Origin of the sequence: Pseudomonas umsongensis (assembly GCF_002236105.1) — a bacterium.
GTDB classification, from domain to species: Bacteria; Pseudomonadota; Gammaproteobacteria; order Pseudomonadales; family Pseudomonadaceae; genus Aquipseudomonas; species Aquipseudomonas umsongensis.
Genome location: NZ_NIWU01000001.1, coordinates 1,978,249 through 1,993,761, shown reverse-complemented (window position 1 = coordinate 1,993,761; position 15,513 = coordinate 1,978,249). Strand labels below are relative to the sequence as shown.

Here is a 15,513-nt window from a genome sequence, read left to right as displayed (position 1 = left end):
GCTCTTACCGGGCCGAAGCGAGTTGAGTGAAGGCGGTGCCGAGCCACTGCTGCACGCCATGCATCGTCGCGGCAGAGGTATCGAGGAACGGTTGCGGGTAGACGCCGATGTAGATCAGCAGCGCAGCCAGGCCGACCACCATGATCATTTCGCGACCGTCCATGCCATGCAGGACCGCATCCGACTTGGCCGGACCGAAGTACGCACGGTGGATCATGATCAGCGAGTAGACCGAACCGAACACCAGGCCGGACGTCGCGATGATGGTGACCCATGGCGCGATCGGGAAGGTGCCGATCAGGATCAGGAACTCACCGACGAAGTTACCGGTACCCGGCAGGCCCAGGGACGCCGCTGCAAAGAACAGGCTGAGGGCTGGCAGGTAGGCGATCTTCGACCACAGGCCGCCCATTTCGCGCATGTCGCGAGTGTGGGTACGCTCGTACAGTTGGCCACTGAGGATAAAGAGTGCCGCCGCCGACAGGCCGTGCGCGAGCATCTGCATCACCGCGCCCTGCAGCGCCAGTTGGCTGCCGGAATAGATGCCGATCAGTACGAAGCCCATGTGGGAAACGGACGAGAAGGCAATCAGACGCTTGATGTCGGTTTGCGCGAACGCCAGGAACGCGCCGTAGAAGATCCCGATCAGACCCAGGGTCATGGCGAACGGCGCGAACTCGGCCGAGGCATTCGGGAACAGCGGCAGGGCGAAACGCAGCAAGCCGTAGGCAGCAGTCTTCAGCAAGATACCGGCCAGGTCCACGGAACCTGCGGTCGGCGCCTGGGCGTGAGCGTCAGGCAACCAGGAGTGGAACGGTACGACTGGCAGCTTCACCGCGAAGGCGATGAAGAAGCCGAGCATCAGGATGTACTCGGTGGTCGTCGACATCTTGGTTTTCAACAGGTCGGCGTAGTTGAACGTAATCACGCCGGTGTCGTTGAAGTTGACCAGTACCAGGCCCAGGATCGCCACCAGCATGATCAGGCCGGAAGCCTGAGTGAAGATGAAGAACTTGGTCGCCGCGTAGATCCGGGTTTTCTTGCCGTCCGAAGAACTGTGACCCCAGAGCGCGATGAGGAAGTACATCGGCACCAGCATCATTTCCCAGAAGAAGAAGAACATGAACAGGTCGAGGGCCAGGAACACGCCGACGACACCGCCCAGGATCCACATCAGGTTCAAGTGGAAGAAGCCCACGTGACGCTGGATCTCTTTCCACGAGCAGAGTACCGAGAGGACACCCAGCAGGCCGGTCAGCATGATCATCAACAGCGACAGGCCGTCGAGGGCCAGGTGCACGTTGATGCCGAAGCGCTGGATCCAGACGTGCTTGAACTCAAGCGCCCAGGTCGGATCGGCGCCAGGCGCCGGGGCAAACGAATAGTCGCCGTTAGCCCACAGCCAGAGGCCGAGGGCGAGCAACAGGGACATGGTGATCAGCGCAATCCAGCGGGGGAGGGTGGCGCCGAAGCGCTCACCCAGCCAGCACAGCAGGCCGCCGATGAAGGGGATCAGGATTAGCCAAGGCAGAATCATGACGGGCTCAATTCCTTTCGCAAGTTCGCAAGGTTCATATCAGACCGCTACCAGCACGACGGCGCCGATTACCAGCACGGCACCAGCAGCCATCGAGGCGGCATACCAACGCAGTTGACCCGTCTCGGTACGGCTCAGGGCGGTGTGACCGCCTTTGGCCATGCGCGGGATCAGGCCGATGGTCTGGTCCAGTGGGTCTTTGCGCAGGATGTGGCTGATCGCCAGGTATGGCTTGACGAACAGTTTGTCGTAGATCCAGTCGAAGCCCCAGGCAGCGAACCACCAGGCCGAGAGGAAACGGCCGATGCCGCTGTTGGCGATGGCGGTGACGAAGCGACGCTTGCCGAGGAACAGCAGCGCAGCCAGCAGGATACCAGACAGGGCGATGGCGCCCGAGGCGATTTCCAGGCTGTGCTTGGCTTCGCCGCCGGCATGGCCGACGCTTTGCGGCAGTACGCCGTGCAGGGGTGGAACGATCATCGCGCCAATGGCGGTGGACAATACGATCAGCACCGACAGCGGCAGCCAGTGAGCGATGCCGTGACCGGCGTGGGCTTCGGTCTTCGCTTCACCGTGGAACGCGATGAAGATCAGGCGGAAGGTGTACAGCGAGGTCATGAACGCGCCGACCAGACCTGCGTAGAGCAGACCCTGGTTGCCGCTGGCGAACGCTTCCCAGAGGATTTCGTCCTTGGAGTAGAAACCTGCGGTCACCAGTGGCAGGGCCGCCAGGGCCGCACCGCCAACGATGAAGCTGGCGTAGGCCAGAGGCAGTTTCTTCCACAGGCCGCCCATCTTGAAGATGTCCTGCTCGTGGTGGCAGGCAACGATCACCGCACCGGAGGCAAGGAACAACAGCGCCTTGAAGAAGGCGTGGGTCATCAGGTGGAAGATCGCGCCGTCCCAGGCGCCAACGCCCAGGGCCAGGAACATGTAGCCGATCTGGCTCATGGTCGAGTAGGCAAGGATACGCTTGATGTCGGTTTGAACCAGGGCGGCAAAACCTGCCAGCACCAGGGTCACACCGCCGACGATGCCGACCAGGTGCAGGATTTCCGGCGCCAGGGTGAACAGGCCGTGGGTACGGGCGATCAGGTAGACGCCCGCGGTTACCATGGTTGCGGCGTGGATCAGTGCCGAAACCGGGGTAGGACCGGCCATCGCGTCCGCCAGCCAGGTTTGCAGCGGCAGTTGCGCGGATTTACCGACAGCGCCGCCCAGCAGCATCAGGGTGGCCATGACCATCCAGAAGTCACCGGCCTGGAATTTCTGCGGTGCCAGCACCAGCAGTTCCTGGACGTTCAGCGTACCCAGTTGGGCGAACAGGATGAACAGGCCGATAGCCATGAACACGTCGCCGATACGGGTCACGATGAAGGCCTTGAGCGCGGCGTTACCGTTGTTGCGGTTGCTGTAGTAGAAACCGATCAACAGGTACGAGCACAGGCCCACGCCTTCCCAGCCGAAGTACAGGAACAACAGGTTATCGCCCAGCACCAGGAACAGCATGCTGGCGATAAACAGGTTGGTGTAGGCGAAGAAGCGCGAATAACCGGCTTCACCGCGCATGTACCAGGACGCGAACAGGTGGATCAGGAAACCCACGCCAACCACCACACCGAGCATGGTCAGGGACAGACCATCGAGGTACAGCGCGAAGTTCGGCGTGAAGCCTTCCACCGCCATCCACTGCCACAACACCTGGGTGTAGTGGCCGTCTTCCGGTGGGGCGACGTTGAATTGCCAGATCACGTAAGCCGTGACGATGGCCGACAAGCCGACGGAACCGACGCCGATCAGCGCCGAGAGGTTTTCCGAGAGGCGTCCACGGGAGAACGACAGCAGCAGGAAACCAATGAGAGGGAATATGAAAGTCAGATAGAGAAGATTCATCCGCGCATCTCGCTGGCAGCGTCGATATCGAGAGTGTGGAAGCGGCGGTACAGCTGCAACAGAATCGCCAGGCCGATACTGGCCTCGGCGGCTGCCAGGCTGATCACCAGGATGAACATGATCTGTCCATCCGGCTGCGCCCAACGGCTACCGGCAACGATGAAAGCCAAGGCGGAGGCATTCATCATGACCTCCAGGCTCATCAGCACGAAAAGAATGTTGCGGCGGACCATCAGGCCGACCAGACCGAGGCAGAACAGGATGCCGGCGACCGCCAGACCATGCTCCATAGGGATAGCAGGCATCGTCATTGCTCCTTGGCTTCGTTGCGGCCCAAGTGGAACGCCGTCACGGCTGCGGCGAGCAGCAGCATCGAGGCGAGTTCGACCACCAGCAGGTACGGACCGAACAGGCTGATGCCCACGGCCTTGGCGTCTACGGTGGTGTGGCCAACGGCCTCACCGGTCTGGTGGGAGAACAGCACATACAGCAGTTCCACCAGCAGCAGCGCAGCCAGGGCGATCGGGCCGGCCCAAATACCGGGCTTGAGCCAGACGCGCTCTTGCTGAACCGAGGCCGGGCCAAGGTTCAGCATCATCACCACGAACACGAACAGCACCATGATGGCGCCAGCGTAGGCGATCACTTCCAGGACACCGGCAAACGGCGCGCCGAGGGCGAAAAACGTCATCGCCACGGCAATCAGCGAAATGATCAGGTAGAGCAGGGCGTGCACAGGGTTGGTGTTGGTGATCACGCGAAGCGTGGACACCACAGCGATACCCGATGCGAAATAGAAAGCGAATTCCATCTTTCTTCCTTAAGGCAGCAAGCTCTTCACGTTGATCGGTTCGGCTTCATTCTGCGCGGAGCCCTTCGGCTTACCGGCAATCGCCATACCTGCAACACGATAGAAGTTGTAATCAGGGTTTTTGCCGGGGCCGGAGATCAGCAGATCTTCTTTCTCGTAAACCAGGTCCTGACGTTTGAACTCGGCCATTTCGAAATCCGGCGTGAGCTGGATCGCGGTGGTCGGGCAGGCTTCCTCGCAGAGGCCGCAAAAGATGCAGCGCGAGAAGTTGATGCGGAAGAAGTCCGGATACCAGCGACCGTCTTCGGTTTCAGCTTTCTGCAGCGAGATGCAACCGACCGGGCACGCCACGGCGCACAGGTTGCAGGCTACACAACGCTCTTCGCCGTCGGGGTCGCGGGTCAGGACGATACGGCCACGGTAGCGCGGCGGCAGGTAGACCGGTTCTTCCGGGTACTGCAGCGTGTCGCGCTTGCGGAAGGCGTGGCCGAAAATCATCACCAGGCTGCGAAGCTGGGTGTAGAAGCCATGCACGATGTCAAATATGTACTTCATGATTCTCTATCCTCACTGAGCCGCGACGGCGGGCGTGTTGAGCAACACGATCGCAGCGGTCACCAGCATGTTGACGAGGGTCAGCGGCAGGCAGAACTTCCAGCTGAAATCCATCACCTGGTCATACCGTGGGCGCGGAATCGAGGCGCGCAGCAGGATGAACATCATGATGAAGAACGCGGTTTTCAGTGCGAACCAGATGAACGGGATCTGCGGCAGGATGCCGAACGGACCGTGCCAGCCACCGAAGAACAAGGTCACCAGCAGTGCCGAAATCAGCACGATGCCGATGTACTCGCCGACGAAGAACATGCCCCATTTCATGCCGGCGTATTCAATGTGGTAACCGTCGGCCAGTTCCTGCTCCGCTTCCGGCTGGTCGAACGGGTGACGGTGAGTCACGGCGACGCCAGCGATGAAGAAGGTCAGGAAGCCGAAGATCTGCGGAATGATGAACCACATGTTCTGCGCTTGGTATTCAACGATGTCGCGCATGTTGAACGAGCCGACCTGGATCACGATGCCCATCAGCGACAGGCCCATGAACACTTCGTACGACACGGTCTGTGCCGAGGCCCGCAAGCTGCCCAGCAGGGCGAACTTGTTGTTGCTCGACCAGCCGGCGAACAGCACCGCGTAGACCGACAGGCCGGCCATGGCGAAGAAGAACAGGATGCCGATGTTGATATCCGCCACGCCCCAGGTCGGGGTGATCGGGATGATCGCGAAGGCAATCAGCAGGGCGCTCATGGCCACGACCGGTGCCAGGGTGAAGATCATCTTGTCGGCGAATGGAGGCGTCCAGTCTTCCTTGAAGAACATCTTGATCATGTCGGCGGCGATCTGGAACGCGCCGAACGGGCCGACGCGGTTCGGACCGTAACGGTCCTGCCAGAGGGCGAGCAGGCGACGCTCCACCCAGCTGAGCAGGGCGCCGCAAACCACCACGGCGAGCAGGATCACCACGGCCTTGAGGACCGCGATGATCACGTCGATCACTTCAGGAGTGAACAAGGTCATTGAGCTGCCTCCTGCAGACCGTCAACGGATTTACCAAAGATCGCTGGCGGAATGCCGGCGATGCCCGCAGGCAAGGCCACCAGGCCTGCGCCCAGCTCTTCGTTGATGCGCAGCGGCAGACGCAGGGTCTGGCCGGCAACGTTCAAGCTCAGCATGGCGCCGTCGTTGACACCCAGGCGGTCGGCTTCGGATTTGGCCAAGGCGACGTAGGCGGCCGGAATACGTTCCTGGACCGGCGCGGCTTTCGAAGAGTTCTCTTCGCTGCCGAACAGGTGGAAGAACGGCACGACCTGCCAGGTGCCCGGGGCCGGGTTGAACGCGCGCGGAACACTGGCGAACCAGTTCAGCGAATCACCTGTGCTTTCGATCAGGCGGGTGCCCGGGTCGCCAGCGCGGATGTGACCACCGACTTCGTCCTGGAACTTGTTCCAGGCTTGCGGCGAGTTCCAGCCCGGAGACCAGGCGAATGGCACTTGCTGGCGCGGTTCGGCCGAGCCCGAGTAACCTTCCATCGAGAAGGCGAACGCGGTGTCCTTGTCCTGCGGGGTACGCGGTTCGTGCACGCTGATGTCGGCGCGCATGGCGGTACGACCGGAGTAACGCAACGGTTCACGGGCCAGTTTCATGCCCTTGATGCGGAACGCGGCGGACGGAGCGGCATCGACGATGCGGTTCAATTGCGGCGTGCTTGCAGCCACGGCAGCGGTGACGTGGTCCAGTTGGGTCCAGTCGATCGGCTGGTTCAGCAGGGTCGCACGCAGGGCATGCAGCCAGCGCCAGCCTTCGTGAACCAGGATGCTCGCGTCCATGTACTTCGGATCGAACACCTGGAAGAAGCGCTGGGCGCGACCTTCCTGGCTAACCAGGGTACCGTCGCCTTCAGCGAAGCTGGCGGCTGGCAGGACCAGGTGTGCGCGATCGCTGGTAGCGGTCTTCTGGTGGTCGGCCACGATCAGCACTTTGGTGGCGTTCAGGGCTGCGTCGACCTTGGCCTTGTCAGTGCGGGTGTACAGATCGTTTTCCAGCACGACGATGGCGTCGGCTTTACCGTCGATCACCGCTTGCAGGGCTGCATCGACCGATTCGCCACCGAGCATGGCCAGGCCGAGGCTGTTGGCCTCAGGCACGATCAGGCTGATGGAACCGTTCTTCTCGCGCAGCTTCAGGGCCTTGGCGATGTTCGCGGCAGCTTCGATCAGGGCTTTGGAGCCCAGGGAAGTGCCGGCGATGATCAGTGGGCGCTTGGCCGCGAGCAGGGCGTCGGCAATGCGCTTGGCCAACTCGAGGGCTTCGGCGTCCAGGCCTTCGACGGCCGGAGCGCTGGCGTCGAGGGCGTGAGCCACGGCGAAACCGATGCGGGCCAGGTCGTCGGGAGCGGCGTGAACGCACTCTTCGGCGATGTCGTCGAGCTTGGTTTCAGCCAGGCTTGCAATGAACAGCGGGTTCAGCGCGTGCTGGCCGATGTTCTTCACCGCAGCGTCGAGCCAAGGCTGGACGCGCATGGCGTCAGCCATGTCTTCGGCCTTGCCCTTGACCGATTGACGCAGGGACAGGGCCATACGAGCAGCAGTCTGGGTCAGGTCTTCACCGAGGACGAACACGGCGTCGTGGTCTTCGATGTCGCGCATGTTCGGCACAGGCAGCGGGCTGTCTTTGAGCACCTGCAGGACCAGGCGGATGCGTTCCAGCTCGGCAGCTTCGATACCGGAGTAGAAGTGCTCGGCACCGACCAGTTCGCGCAACGCGTAGTTGCTTTCGAGGCTGGCGCGGGGCGAACCGATACCGACGATGTTGCGACCGCGCAGCAGGTCGGCGGCTTTATCCAGGGCTTCGTCGAGGCTCAGCTTGGCGCCATTGGCCAGCAGGGGCTGACGTGGGCGGTCTTCGCGGTTGACGTAGCCATAGCCGAAACGGCCACGGTCGCACAGAAAGTACTGGTTCACCGAACCGTTGTAGCGGTTTTCGATACGACGCAGTTCACCGTAGCGCTCGCCCGGGGAGATGTTGCAACCGCTGGAGCAGCCATGGCAGATACTCGGCGAGAACTGCATGTCCCACTTACGGTTGTAGCGCTCGGAGTGAGTCTTGTCGGTGAACACACCGGTCGGGCAGACCTCGGTCAGGTTGCCGGAGAACTCGCTTTCCAGCACGCCGTCTTCAACGCGACCGAAGTACACGTTGTCGTGGGCGCCGAATACGCCGAGGTCGGTGCCGCCAGCGTAGTCTTTATAGAAGCGCACGCAGCGGTAGCAAGCGATGCAGCGGTTCATCTCGTGGGAAATGAACGGGCCCAGTTGCTGGTTCTGGTGGGTACGCTTGGTGAAGCGGTAACGGCGCTCGTTGTGGCCGGTCATTACCGTCATGTCTTGCAGGTGGCAGTGACCGCCTTCCTCACAGACCGGGCAGTCGTGAGGGTGGTTGGTCATCAGCCATTCAACAACGCTGGCGCGAAATGCCTTGGACTCTTCATCGTCGATGGAGATCCAGGTGCCATCGGTGGCAGGGGTCATGCAGGACATGACGATACGACCACGGGTGTCGTTCTCGTCGGTGTACTGCTTGACCGCGCACTGGCGGCAAGCGCCAACGCTGCCGAGGGCAGGGTGCCAGCAGAAATACGGAATATCGAGGCCCAGAGACAGACATGCCTGTAACAGGTTGTCTGCCCCATCGACTTCGAGCGCTTTGCCGTCTACGTGGATAGTGGCCATGGTTCAAAGTTCTTCGTTGGCCCGGTGTCAGCGGGCGTGGCTAATGGAATCTTGTTATCCGCGCGAATCAACACAGCCGGTGAAGGCGTCATCGCGCGAAAAGCGAAGGGCACGGACCCTTCGCCTTTTTTAAGCATTTACGCGCCGACTACGATCGGCCTTGCCAGAGGCGGGACGGCGGCGCGGGTAGGCGCGATGCCGGCTTCGAACTCGTGGCGGAAGTATTTGATGGCACTGCCCAACGGCTCCACGGCGCCCGGTGCGTGAGCACAGAAGGTCTTGCCTGGGCCAAGGAAGCCGACCAGACCCAGCAGGGTCTCGATGTCGCCGGCTTGCCCTTCACCGTTCTCGATGGCCATCAGCAGCTTGACGCTCCATGGCAGGCCATCGCGGCAAGGGGTGCAGAAGCCGCAGGATTCGCGGGCGAAGAACTGCTCCATGTTGCGCAGCAGGGACACCATGTTGACGCTGTCGTCCACCGCCATGGCCAGGCCGGTACCCATACGGGTGCCCACCTTGGCGATGCCGCCGGCGTACATTTGTGCGTCCAGGTGTTCCGGCAACAGGAAGCCGGTACCGGCACCGCCAGGCTGCCAGGCCTTGAGCTTGTAACCGTCGCGCATGCCGCCAGCATAGTCTTCGAACAGCTCGCGAGCGGTGACGCCAAACGGCAGCTCCCACAGGCCAGGGTTCTTGACCTTGCCGGAGAAGCCCATGAGCTTGGTGCCCATGTCTTCGCTGCCTTCGCGAGCCAACGATTTGTACCAGTCCACGCCGTCGGCGATGATCGCCGGCACGTTGCACAGGGTCTCGACGTTGTTCACGCAGGTCGGCTTGCCCCATACGCCAACGGCGGCAGGGAAGGGCGGCTTGGAGCGCGGGTTGGCGCGGCGGCCTTCGAGGGAGTTGATCAGTGCGGTTTCTTCACCGCAGATGTAACGCCCGGCACCGGTGTGGACGAACAGCTCGAAATCAAAGCCGCTGCCCAGGATGTTCTTGCCCAAAAGACCGGCTGCCTTGGCTTCTTCCACGGCACGGTTCAGGTGCTTGGCGGCGGTGGTGTACTCGCCGCGCAGGAAGATGTAGCCACGGTAGGTTTTCAGTGCGCGGGCACTGATCAGCATGCCTTCGATCAGCAGATGGGGCAGTTGCTCCATCAGCATGCGGTCTTTCCAGGTGTTGGGCTCCATTTCATCCGCGTTGCACAGCAGGTAGCGGATGTTGATGGATTCGTCTTTTGGCATCAGGCCCCACTTCACGCCAGTGGGGAAGCCTGCACCGCCGCGGCCTTTAAGGCCGGAGTCTTTCACGGTCTGGACGATATCGTCCTGGGCCATGTCGGCGAAGGCCTTGCGCGCCGCGGCGTAACCGTTCTTGGCCTGGTATTCGTCGAGCCATACGGCTTCGCCGTCGTCACGCAGGCGCCAGGTGAGCGGGTGAGTCTCGGCCGAACGCTTGATGCGGTTGGCCGGACCGAAGGAAGTCAGGGTCATACGTAGCCCTCGAGCAATTTGGCAACGCCAGCTGGCTGCACATCACCGAACGTGTCGTCGTCGATCATCAACGCCGGCGCCTTGTCGCAGTTGCCGAGGCAGCAGACCGGCAGCAGGGTGAAACGACCGTCGGTGGTGGTTTGACCCAGGCCGATGCCGAGTTTGCTCTGGATTTCGCTGACCACCGACTCGTGGCCGCCGATGTAGCAGACCATGCTGTCGCAGACGCGAATGATGTGACGGCCCACTGGCTGACGGAAGATCTGGCTGTAGAACGTCGCCACGCCTTCAACGTCGCTGGCCGGGATGCCGAGGATCTCGCCGATGGCGTACAAGGCGCCGTCCGGCACCCAGCCACGTTCCTTCTGGACGATCTTCAGGGCTTCGATCGACGCCGCGCGCGGGTCTTCGTAGTGATGCAACTCGTGCTCGATGGCCGAGCGCTCGGTTTCACTCAAGGTGAAACGGTCTGTCTGGATAAGCGTGCTGTTCATGCTTAGCGGTCCACGTCGGCCATAACGAAATCGATACTACCCAGGTACGCGATCAAGTCCGCGACCATGCTGCCTTTGATCACCGAAGGGATCTGCTGCAGGTGCGGGAAGCTTGGGGTACGAATCCGGGTGCGGTAGCTCATGGTGCCGCCATCGCTCGTCAGGTAATAACTGTTGATGCCCTTGGTCGCTTCGATCATCTGGAAGGATTCGTTGGCCGGCATGACCGGGCCCCACGAAACTTGCAGGAAGTGCGTGATCAAGGTCTCGATGTGCTGCAGCGTGCGCTCTTTCGGTGGCGGCGTGGTCAGCGGGTGATCCGCCTTGTACGGGCCTTCCGGCATGTTGCGCAGGCACTGGTCGATGATCTTGATGCTCTGGCGCATTTCTTCCACGCGCACGATGCAACGGTCGTAGGCATCGCCATTGGCCGCCAGCGGCACTTCGAACTCGAAGTTCTCGTAGCCCGAGTACGGGCGCGCCTTACGCAGGTCGAAGTCGCAACCGGTGGCACGCAGGCCGGCACCGGTGACGCCCCATTCCAGGGCTTGCTTGGTGTTGTAGTCGGCGACGCCGATGGTCCGGCCACGCAGGATGCTGTTGTCCAGTGCGGCTTTCTGGTATTCGTCCAGGCGCTTGGGCATCCACTCGACGAAATCCTTGACCAGTTTTTCCCAGCCGCGCGGCAGGTCGTGGGCGACGCCACCGATGCGGTACCAGGCCGGGTGCAGGCGGAAACCGGTGATGGCTTCGATCACCGTGTACGCCTTCTGGCGGTCGGTGAAGGTGAAGAACACCGGAGTCATGGCGCCGACGTCCTGGATGTAAGTCCCCAGGAACAGCAGGTGGCTGGTGATCCGGAAAAACTCGGCCATCATGATGCGGATGACGTCGACCTTCTCGGGCACCTTGATGCCGGCCAGCTTCTCGACCGAGAGCACGTACGGCAGGTTGTTCATCACGCCGCCGAGGTAGTCGATACGGTCGGTGTACGGAATGAAACTGTGCCAGGACTGACGCTCGGCCATCTTCTCGGCACCACGGTGGTGGTAGCCGACGTCTGGCACGCAGTCGACGATCTCTTCACCGTCCAGCTGCAGGATGATACGGAACGCACCGTGCGCCGAAGGGTGGTTCGGACCCAGGTTGAGGAACATGTAGTCCTCGTTCGGGCCGGAACGCTTCATGCCCCAGTCTTCAGGCTTGAAGCGCGCGGCTTCTTCCTCAAGCTGTTGCTTGGCCAGGGTCAGGCTGTACGGGTCGAACTCGGTGGCACGGGCCGGGAAGTCCTTGCGCAGCGGGTGACCTTCCCAGGTCGGCGGCATCATGATGCGCGACAGGTGCGGGTGACCTTTGAAGTCGATGCCGTACATGTCCCAGACTTCACGCTCGTACCAGTTGGCATTTGGCCAGATGCTGGTGACGGTTGGCAGGCTGAGGTCGCTCTCGGACAAGGCGACCTTGATCATGACGTCACTATTACGTTCGATCGACATCAGGTGGTAGAACACGGAGAAGTCGACGCCGTTCGGCAGCCCTTGACGCTTGGTGCGCAGACGCTCGTCCACGCCATGCAGGTCATAGAGCATGACGTACGGCTTGGGCAGGTTGCGCAGGAACGTCAGGACTTCGACGAGTTTGGCGCGGGCAACCCAAAGCACCGGCATGCCGGTGCGGGTAGGCTGGGCGGTGAACGCCTCCGGGCCAAAACGGTTGTTCAGTTCGACGACCACATCCTGGTCGTCTGCCTTGTAAGGCGGGATGTACAGAGCACTGCCTGTAGTCATGGTTATTTAATCGCTTTCGGTCAACGTAAAGAATGAAGCCAGTGTCTCGTTCTATTGAAGAAGCAGAGCTGGATCAGACTTCGTCGGGGCTGCGCAGGTTGGTGACTGCGATTCGCTGTTCGCGGCGCTTGTCCTTTTCGGAAGGCATCTCGGCGCGATATACGCCTTGATCGCCAACGACCCAGGAAAGCGGACGACGCTCCTGTCCAATCGATTCCTGCAGCAGCATCAAGCCTTGCAGGAAAGCTTCAGGGCGGGGCGGGCAGCCAGGCACGTAGACGTCCACGGGCAGGAATTTGTCCACCCCTTGAACGACGGAGTAGATGTCGTACATGCCACCGGAGTTGGCGCACGAACCCATGGAGATGACCCATTTAGGTTCGAGCATTTGCTCGTAGAGACGCTGAATGATCGGCGCCATCTTGATGAAGCAGGTACCGGCGATAACCATGAAATCCGCCTGGCGCGGCGATGCCCGGATAACCTCGGCGCCGAAGCGCGCGATGTCGTGGGGCGCCGTGAAGGCGGTGGTCATTTCCACGTAGCAGCACGAAAGACCGAAGTTATACGGCCACAGGGAGTTCTTGCGCCCCCAGTTGATCGTGCCGTTAAGCACGTCTTCGAGCTTGCCCATGAAAATGTTTTTGTGGACTTGATCTTCTAACGGATCGGAAACGGTTTCCCGCTGGCCGATCGGATACTGCTCGTTAGGAGCATCGGGGTCGATCCTGGTGAGATTGTATTGCATTGCCAAAGCCTCATTGTTTCAGCTTCGCTTGCCGCTTGCGCCGAGCTTCCGGAGCCCAGTCAAGGGCGCCCACTCGGAATAGGTAGACAAGACCTGCCAACAGAATTGCTATGAAAACGAGAGCTTCGACGAATCCGGTCCAGCCGCTTTCGCGGACGGACACAGACCATGCAAAGAGAAAGAGGGCTTCGATATCGAAGATCACGAACAGCATCGCGACCAGATAGAATTTGGCTGAGAGCCGCAAGCGGGCGCCACCTGTAGGTAGCATGCCGGACTCGAACGGTTCGTTTTTGCTGCGGCCCCAGGCTTTTGACCCAAGGAGGCTGGAGACGCCCAGCATGAAGGCACAGAGGCCGACGACGCCTAGAAGGAAAATGGCAAAGCCCCAGTTGTGGGCCATGAGTCCTGTCGCTTCGGGCATGCTGGTAATCCTTAACAGAGAGCAAAGGTCTCTGAGCTTGAAAAGGTAACAACGCAGTGACGATATGTCGCAGCAATCAATCCCGCTGATTTTATGGCTAAACACCCAGCAAGTAAAATTCCTATAGCGAAATTATTTATAGGAATAAGGACATAGCGAGCGGCAAAAGCGCCGTAGCCCTTGCGTTGCGGGCATTAGCCGGCATTTTGGGAAATATGTTTTGTAGGGAATGTAACGAACATAGTTTTGGCTAAATGATAATCAATATTGTTTGAGTGGGTTTTTAAACTGTTTATCAGGTTTATGGTTGGGAAGTTGCCTTACATGCACGTAACTGTAGGAGCTGACGAGTGAAACGAGGCTGCGATCTTTTGATCTTGTTTATCGGCAAAATCAAAAGATCGCAGCCTCGTTTCACTCGTCAGCTCCTACAGGGTTACGGGGGTTTGTGGTGCTGCGCGCAAAAAAAACGCCCCGAACCAGTCGGGGCGTCAGGTGTGCAGCGCTGCGGTTAGCTTTCTATAGGGCCCGCAGCGGCTGATGTCTCAATCGAAGCAGATCAGTGGAACTGTTCTTCTTCAGTCGAACCGGTCAGAGCGGTGACCGACGACGAGCCACCCTGGATCACGGTGGTCATGTCGTCGAAGTAACCGGTGCCCACTTCCTGCTGGTGAGCCACGAAGGTGTAGCCCTTGGCGGCGTCGGCGAATTCCTGCTCCTGCAGCTTCACGTAGGCAGTCATGTCGTTGCGGGCGTAGTCGTGCGCCAGGTTGAACATGCTATGCCACATGTTGTGAATGCCGGCCAGGGTGATGAACTGGTGCTTGTAACCCATGGCGGACAGTTCGCGCTGGAACTTGGCGATGGTCGCGTCGTCCAGGTTTTTCTTCCAGTTGAAGGAAGGCGAGCAGTTGTACGACAGCAGTTGGTCCGGGTATTCCTTCTTGATCGCTTCAGCGAAGCGACGAGCCTCTTCCAGGTCTGGCTTGGCGGTTTCGCACCAGATCAGGTCGGCGTACGGTGCATAGGCCAGGCCGCGAGCGATTGCCTGGTCCAGGCCGGCGCGCACTTTGTAGAAGCCTTCCTGGGTACGTTCGCCAGTTACGAACGGCTGGTCGTACGGGTCGCAGTCGGAAGTCAGCAGGTCGGCGGCGTTAGCGTCGGTACGGGCCAGGATGATGGTCGGAGTACCGGCAACGTCGGCTGCCAGACGGGCAGCCGTCAGCTTCTGTACCGCTTCCTGGGTAGGAACCAGTACCTTGCCGCCCATGTGGCCGCATTTCTTCACGGAAGCCAGCTGGTCTTCGAAGTGAACGCCGGCGGCGCCTGCCTCGATCATGCTCTTCATCAGCTCGTAGGCGTTCAGTACGCCGCCGAAACCGGCTTCGGCGTCAGCCACGATTGGCGCGAAGTAGTCGATGTAGCCTTCGTCGCCCGGGTTCTTGCCGGCTTTCCACTGGATCTGGTCGGCACGACGGAACGAGTTGTTGATGCGCTTGACCACGGTTGGAACCGAGTCCACCGGGTACAGCGACTGGTCAGGGTACATCGATTCGGCGGAGTTGTTGTCCGCAGCCACTTGCCAGCCCGACAGGTAGATCGCCTGGATACCGGCTTTGACTTGTTGTACAGCCTGGCCGCCGGTCAGGGCGCCCATGCAGTTGACGAAATCTTTCTCAGGACGGAAGGCTGGCTTGGCACCCTGGGTAACCAGGTTCCACAGCTTCTCGGCGCCCATTTTTGCAAAGGTGTGCTCAGGTTGAACCGAGCCACGCAGGCGGACGACGTCAGCAGCGGAGTAAGTGCGTGTCACGCCTTTCCAGCGCGGGTTTTCAGCCCAGTCTTTTTCGAGGGCTGCAATTTGCTGTTCGCGTGTCAGTGCCATGGGAGATAAACCTCGTCGCGTCTTTATGAAAAGTTGTTCTGCGGTGGAAAATTCCTGCGCTCGCTGACCAGAAGCTTAGGTGGTCAAGTCGGGTTCGGCGGGGGTGGCGACGGGATGAACGATGGCTCGAGGGGAAGTGAGCAGGTAAAGGCGAA

General features: G+C 60.6%; 13 protein-coding genes. All 13 read right to left on the bottom strand.

The features are described 5' to 3' along the window. Positions 1-4 precede the first annotated feature (4 nt). The 13 genes from nuoM to aceA all read right to left on the bottom strand — a co-directional run bounded on the left by nuoM (position 5) and on the right by aceA (position 15,358). Positions 5-1,537 carry an NADH-quinone oxidoreductase subunit M gene (gene nuoM / locus PSUM_RS09035; protein ID WP_020799548.1) on the bottom strand — a complete coding sequence of 511 codons (1,533 nt, stop codon included), beginning with the start codon at positions 1,535-1,537 and terminating at the stop codon, positions 5-7. Between the two features lie 39 nt (positions 1,538-1,576). Continuing rightward, positions 1,577-3,430: an NADH-quinone oxidoreductase subunit L gene (gene nuoL, locus PSUM_RS09030; protein WP_083349386.1), complete on the bottom strand. Its 1,854-nt coding sequence runs from the start codon at positions 3,428-3,430 to the stop codon at positions 1,577-1,579. Continuing rightward, on the bottom strand, positions 3,427-3,735 hold the full coding sequence (gene nuoK, locus PSUM_RS09025) for an NADH-quinone oxidoreductase subunit NuoK (RefSeq protein ID WP_007946416.1): 309 nt from the start codon (positions 3,733-3,735) through the stop codon (positions 3,427-3,429). The genes nuoL and nuoK overlap by 4 nt, the downstream gene beginning before the upstream one ends. A gap of 2 nt (positions 3,736-3,737) precedes the next feature. Further along, positions 3,738-4,241 carry an NADH-quinone oxidoreductase subunit J gene (gene nuoJ / locus PSUM_RS09020; protein WP_083349385.1) on the bottom strand — a complete coding sequence of 168 codons (504 nt, stop codon included), beginning with the start codon at positions 4,239-4,241 and terminating at the stop codon, positions 3,738-3,740. Between the two features lie 9 nt (positions 4,242-4,250). Beyond that, positions 4,251-4,796, bottom strand: a complete 546-nt coding sequence (gene nuoI / locus PSUM_RS09015; RefSeq protein WP_007970449.1) for an NADH-quinone oxidoreductase subunit NuoI — start codon at positions 4,794-4,796, stop codon at positions 4,251-4,253. Between the two features lie 12 nt (positions 4,797-4,808). Further along, positions 4,809-5,816, bottom strand: a complete 1,008-nt coding sequence (gene nuoH, locus PSUM_RS09010) for an NADH-quinone oxidoreductase subunit NuoH (RefSeq protein ID WP_020799545.1) — start codon at positions 5,814-5,816, stop codon at positions 4,809-4,811. After that, positions 5,813-8,527: an NADH-quinone oxidoreductase subunit NuoG gene (gene nuoG / locus PSUM_RS09005; RefSeq protein ID WP_020799544.1), complete on the bottom strand. Its 2,715-nt coding sequence runs from the start codon at positions 8,525-8,527 to the stop codon at positions 5,813-5,815. Before nuoG ends, nuoH begins: the two co-directional genes overlap by 4 nt. Positions 8,528-8,664: 137 nt before the next feature. Further along, positions 8,665-10,020, bottom strand: coding sequence for an NADH-quinone oxidoreductase subunit NuoF (nuoF, locus tag PSUM_RS09000; protein ID WP_020799543.1), 1,356 nt, complete (start codon positions 10,018-10,020; stop codon positions 8,665-8,667). After that, a complete protein-coding gene (nuoE, locus tag PSUM_RS08995) occupies positions 10,017-10,514 on the bottom strand; it encodes an NADH-quinone oxidoreductase subunit NuoE (protein WP_008053447.1) in 498 nt (165 codons plus the stop codon). Before nuoE ends, nuoF begins: the two co-directional genes overlap by 4 nt. Positions 10,515-10,516: 2 nt before the next feature. Further along, positions 10,517-12,301, bottom strand: coding sequence for an NADH-quinone oxidoreductase subunit C/D (nuoC, locus tag PSUM_RS08990; RefSeq protein WP_083349384.1), 1,785 nt, complete (start codon positions 12,299-12,301; stop codon positions 10,517-10,519). 73 nt (positions 12,302-12,374) lie between these two features. Next, a complete protein-coding gene (locus tag PSUM_RS08985) occupies positions 12,375-13,049 on the bottom strand; it encodes a NuoB/complex I 20 kDa subunit family protein (RefSeq protein WP_008061991.1) in 675 nt (224 codons plus the stop codon). A gap of 10 nt (positions 13,050-13,059) precedes the next feature. Continuing rightward, positions 13,060-13,473 (bottom strand): NADH-quinone oxidoreductase subunit A, encoded by a 414-nt coding sequence (locus tag PSUM_RS08980; protein WP_003223812.1) that lies wholly within the window; start codon positions 13,471-13,473, stop codon positions 13,060-13,062. Between the two features lie 559 nt (positions 13,474-14,032). After that, positions 14,033-15,358, bottom strand: a complete 1,326-nt coding sequence (aceA, locus tag PSUM_RS08975) for an isocitrate lyase (RefSeq protein ID WP_020799541.1) — start codon at positions 15,356-15,358, stop codon at positions 14,033-14,035. Positions 15,359-15,513: the final 155 nt, after the last annotated feature.

Excerpts from the sequence above, each read along its gene's own strand:
- nuoG (WP_020799544.1), bottom strand. The coding sequence starts at position 8,527 with ATGGCCACTATCCACGTAGACGGCAAAGCGCTCGAAGTCGATGGGGCA.
- PSUM_RS08980 (WP_003223812.1), bottom strand. The coding sequence starts at position 13,473 with ATGCCCGAAGCGACAGGACTCATGGCCCACAACTGGGGCTTTGCCATT.
- aceA (WP_020799541.1), bottom strand. The coding sequence starts at position 15,358 with ATGGCACTGACACGCGAACAGCAAATTGCAGCCCTCGAAAAAGACTGG.
- nuoK (WP_007946416.1), bottom strand. The coding sequence starts at position 3,735 with ATGCCTGCTATCCCTATGGAGCATGGTCTGGCGGTCGCCGGCATCCTG.
- nuoH (WP_020799545.1), bottom strand. The coding sequence starts at position 5,816 with ATGACCTTGTTCACTCCTGAAGTGATCGACGTGATCATCGCGGTCCTC.
- nuoC (WP_083349384.1), bottom strand. The coding sequence starts at position 12,301 with ATGACTACAGGCAGTGCTCTGTACATCCCGCCTTACAAGGCAGACGAC.
- PSUM_RS08985 (WP_008061991.1), bottom strand. The coding sequence starts at position 13,049 with ATGCAATACAATCTCACCAGGATCGACCCCGATGCTCCTAACGAGCAG.
- nuoI (WP_007970449.1), bottom strand. The coding sequence starts at position 4,796 with ATGAAGTACATATTTGACATCGTGCATGGCTTCTACACCCAGCTTCGC.
- nuoF (WP_020799543.1), bottom strand. The coding sequence starts at position 10,020 with ATGACCCTGACTTCCTTCGGTCCGGCCAACCGCATCAAGCGTTCGGCC.
- nuoE (WP_008053447.1), bottom strand. The coding sequence starts at position 10,514 with ATGAACAGCACGCTTATCCAGACAGACCGTTTCACCTTGAGTGAAACC.
- nuoL (WP_083349386.1), bottom strand. The coding sequence starts at position 3,430 with ATGAATCTTCTCTATCTGACTTTCATATTCCCTCTCATTGGTTTCCTG.
- nuoM (WP_020799548.1), bottom strand. The coding sequence starts at position 1,537 with ATGATTCTGCCTTGGCTAATCCTGATCCCCTTCATCGGCGGCCTGCTG.
- nuoJ (WP_083349385.1), bottom strand. The coding sequence starts at position 4,241 with ATGGAATTCGCTTTCTATTTCGCATCGGGTATCGCTGTGGTGTCCACG.